At 56.1% G+C, this 4,176-nt stretch carries 2 protein-coding genes and 2 pseudogenes; all 4 read right to left on the bottom strand.

The window, feature by feature from the left end; all coding sequences use genetic code 11:
* Nucleotides 1–195 (bottom strand): annotated as a pseudogene (locus FFS27_RS29490) (hypothetical protein); the annotation flags it as partial.
* Nucleotides 196–436: 241 nt separating this feature from the next.
* Nucleotides 437–790, bottom strand: a complete 354-nt coding sequence (locus tag FFS27_RS33885) for a hypothetical protein (RefSeq protein WP_223193934.1) — start codon at nucleotides 788–790, stop codon at nucleotides 437–439.
* Nucleotides 791–1,079: 289 nt separating this feature from the next.
* On the bottom strand, nucleotides 1,080–1,484 hold the full coding sequence (locus FFS27_RS29480) for a DUF6911 family protein (protein WP_124142585.1): 405 nt from the start codon (nucleotides 1,482–1,484) through the stop codon (nucleotides 1,080–1,082).
* A pseudogene (locus tag FFS27_RS29475) lies at nucleotides 1,481–4,108 on the bottom strand (cytidine deaminase-like fold-containing protein); the annotation flags it as partial. The pseudogene FFS27_RS29475 and the gene FFS27_RS29480, both read right to left, overlap by 4 nt.
* Nucleotides 4,109–4,176 lie beyond the last annotated feature (68 nt).

The raw sequence follows: 4,176 nt of genomic DNA, 5'->3' as shown, positions 1-4,176 counted from the left end.
CTTCACGTCGCGGCCCTGGATCAGCGCACCGTTGGGTGCCAGCCGACCCTCCGCCTGGGCCAGGTAGACCACCGGCGCGAGGACCTTCTCGCCGTTCACCTCGACCTCTTCCAACCACACGATGTCGTGGGTCAGCGCCGCCATCTGCTCCGCGCTCAGGCCCACACCCAGTTGCAGGTGCAGTTGGTCCTTGTGGGGCGAGTCGGAAACAGGCAACGCATGCGTTGCCCCGGCGAGCGACCCGCCAGGGATAACGGGGCCGGGGGTTCAGGACTCTGCGGATGTGGCGACAGTGAGGTCTTGCACGGTGCTCTTCTTCTAAATCGAAAATGTAAATTGTTAAAGAGCAAGGAATTAATGAACGGGGAAAACCTACCTGCCTTTTAGCTTTAGAGTAGCAAAAATAAATCTGTCTCCTTCATCTCATTACAGAGACTCAATCGGCTTGAATAAATCTCTTCCAACCTAATAAGGCTCTCTCAAAATCATCAAGCGCAATAGCGGCGGAGCAATCCTCATCATACAAGGAATATATTCTTGCCATTCCATTTCTCAACTCAACACCCCAGCTATCACGACTCCAGTCAGGACATTCAATAGCACCACGCCTTATCTGATTGACCCTAGACAATCCTTCATCTAACCAAGCTATGGAGCTTTCATATTTCTGCCCCCCATGATCGACAAATAAACATGCTAATAGGTCTATGCCATCATCACTTAAAACATCAGATTGGCAGCTAGGCTCTTTATTCTCACCTTCCCCAGTCCAAAAGTATCTAATCTTCATTTAACCCTTTCACCTATAATTTCGGATAAACCGTAGTCTTAGAAAAAAAGGACAAAAAAAGGGGACGACAAAAAAAGGGGACAGATTTATTTTTACCACTCTAATTTCAGCGACTGCCCCCACGCTGAAACACTCAAAGCGGATAACTCGCTAAACCATGCGCCCTTACCTAGGCATCGCGGAGCCTCCTTACGGCGTCTGCGCTGGAGCCTCCCTGCTTAGAAAATTAGAGTAGGGGAAATAAACCCATTCCCTTTATTCCCTTTATTATTTCATTTACGTTGAAACATTAAACCCACACATCAGAAGACACTTTCCTCTCTAGCAAAAATTTTTTGAAACAATTACATATCAACCCAAAATTTTCTGTCACTGCCGCCATAGGATATGCCTCGCCTAAAATATAAGTAAATCCATTACCTTCACCAGCCCCTCTTAACGTGAAAACCTCATGCTCACCATCTTCTTCAGCATGCTGGCTAAGCATAACTATAAATCGTCCATTCTCTGCATGAAGCGCCACTTCATAAGCGCCAATCTCAGGTTCCGGCTTAACTCTTAGAACCAACACCCCCGAACTGTGGCGAAGTTTAGAAAGCGCTTCCAGAACTTCTTCTTCGTCAGGATCAGACATCACCGGAAATTGAGTTCTTTTAGCCCCAGGAGCAATCAAATACCCACCAAGAACAATCATATTTTTTTCTCTCTAATTGACTTCATTCCTACCTCCCAGTAATACGTCTTCGGCAAACCTGTAATATCATCCTTGGCTTGAATAGTTAAAGATTTCAAACCAGACTTGCTAGCTGCCGCAGCAATATCACCTCTGCAGTATCCACAAACATCCTTACCTACTACGTTCATGGTCATATCGGAGCCTACCGTTTTACCTTCATTAAATGCCTTCTGAATAACGCCAATCTCTGCATGAGCATCCGCCATATTCCCATTCGGATGAGGCGTCCCCTTAGCCGCTATCTTTGCGTCCACTCGATCGGCAATCAAGGTCGGTTGGTTGGGATTCGCCTGGGCTGCTGGTCTAGCCGTCTGGTTAACATCCGTAAATACTGAGTTACCGATTCGCCCCTCAGCAGTTACAACAGGAGTCGCTCCCTTTGCACCCCACAACCCAAATCTACCCAACCCCGCAACAATCCCAAGGCCGGCAGCTTCCGCAACCATGGCCTCGCCCCAGGCCTTGATGAACTCATTCGCTGGCTGTACGCCATCGAAGCCCTGTCCCTGGGCCAGATCACGTTGCGCCTGGGTGATCTCCTCGGCTGTCGCGCCGTTCTTGCGCATGTACTCGGTCAAGGAACTCGCTGCTTGACCGTAGCTGATCAAGCCCGGCGGAGTTCCGCCGCCAAGGAAGTTGTTTTCCGTTGCATTCTTCCCGCCTGCGGCCCCGGCAATGGCTCCTCCGCTGCTCCCATCGACAACGGAGCCTGCCAATCCGCCGGCCAGGCTGGCCAGCGCGGTGATGGTCTGCTTCTGCGCTTCGTTCAGCGTCGCGCTATCACGGGTTCCGTACAGTCGCTCGCTGATCACCTGCGCCGCCAGTTCGCTCCCCGCCGCTCCTGCGCCCCCCGCAGCAGCCGAATTGCCCTGGGCCTGCGCAACCACCGCGCCAAGAACCGCGTGGGCCATGATCCGCGCCGTGTCATTGTCACCTGCCACCTGCTTGATCACGCCCGCCACATAGGGCGAGGAAGCTCCCGCCAACGCCGAGCCAATGTCTCCGCCGGCCAGCCCTTGCAAGGCTGCGGTCACCGCCTGGGCGGCCTTCTGGTAGTCGCCTCCGGTGCCGTACTTGCCCATGATGTCCTGGTAGGCATTCGTGCCCAGAAGCGCTTTGCGGTAGTCCTCGACTTGCCGCTCGCTGGCGCCGGCGCCCGGCGCGGAGATACCCCGCGCTTCCAGTTCGGCCCGCGCCGCCTTGTCGGCGTCGAGTTGGCCCTGCGTCCGCAGGATATCCATGGCCTGGGTGCCGATCTCGCCGATCAGTTGGACCTGCTGCAGACGCTTCTGCTCTTTCTCCTTGTCGAAGATCGGACTGACGCTATCGTTGGCGCGGCTCGGGTCACGGCTGAGCGTCGCCACATCCTGTTGCTGGCGCGCCGGATCACGAACCTCCAGGGTGCCTTCGGATATCGCCGAACCCGTGGTACCGCTGGCACTATCGCCGTGGTTGTAGGCAATGAGCATGCCGCTAGGCATGTTGCTGACGAAAGCACCAGCACCATCGTTGGCGCTGCTGACACTGACACTCTGAAGTTGGCTCTTGTACTCGGCCTTGTTACGGATCTCGCTCCAGCCCAGGGAGCCTGTGCTCAGGCGATTCTTCTCGGCTTCGGCGGTGCTGGCGATCACGCTGCCATCCAGCTGCGTGTGCTTGCCCACCTCCACCTGGAAGCCGCCCTTGCCGGCGAACAGCCCGGTCTGCTCCTGCACACTGTCGTACTTCGAATGCGGCTTGCTCTGGCTGAGACTCAAGTTGGCGCCGCCACCCTGGCCAACGATAGCCAAACTCGCCCCACCACCGACGTTCTTCTGCTTGGAATCGTAGTAATCGCGATCCTGCAGGCTTTGCAGGGTAAGGTCACGTCCCACTTTCGCCAGGATGCTTTCACCATTGACCTGCGCCCCTTTCAGCGTGGTGTCGCGCCCGCTGACCAAGCTGGCCTTCTGGCCCGCGTCCAGGGTGGTTTCGGTCCAGGTGGTGCCGTTGCCGATTTCCTTGCCGGCGCCCTTGTTGGCGTTGGCGAAAATGCTGATGCCAGCCTCGCCCGAACCAACGCCGACGCTTACCCCGACAGCGCCGCCGCTGCTCTTGTTCTTGCCATCGAGCTTCTGCGTATTGGCCGCTGCTTCCAGCACGACGTCGCGGTTGGCGATCAGTTGGAGGTCCTTGCCAGCCTGCAGCTTGCTGCCTTGCACGCGCAAGTCGCCGTCTTCGCCGACAGCCCCGGAACCCGTGGCGATAATGTTCAGGTTGCCACCGGCGGTGAGCGTGCTTCCCTGGCTGATCTGCTGCTCCTGGCGCTGCCGAGAGCTGGACTTCTGCGAGCCCAGCGAAGCGCTGATGCCGACGAACTGCGCGCTGTTCTCGCCCGTCATGCCGCCGTTCTGCTGAGCTGCCTGCCAGGCCTGGACGCCGCTCAAGCCGGCCTTGATCCCCTGCAACGCGGAAAGGCGACTGTCGTCTTCGTTCCTGGCCTGCTTGGCATTCTGGTAGGTGGCGTCGATTGCGCTACCGACCGTTCCCGACAAGGCCAGCGTCAAGCCGCTCTTGCTGGTCTTGCGGGTCTGCTCCTGTCTCTTATACACATTCGACCCTGGCGACTACTCCTTCGTTTTAATACCTGGTGCTCGTCTTAATCTTTAAA

The organism is Pseudomonas sp. 2VD, assembly GCF_005503585.1.
Classification (GTDB): Bacteria; Pseudomonadota; Gammaproteobacteria; order Pseudomonadales; family Pseudomonadaceae; genus Pseudomonas; species Pseudomonas aeruginosa.
This window is presented reverse-complemented; position numbering and strand designations above follow the sequence as displayed.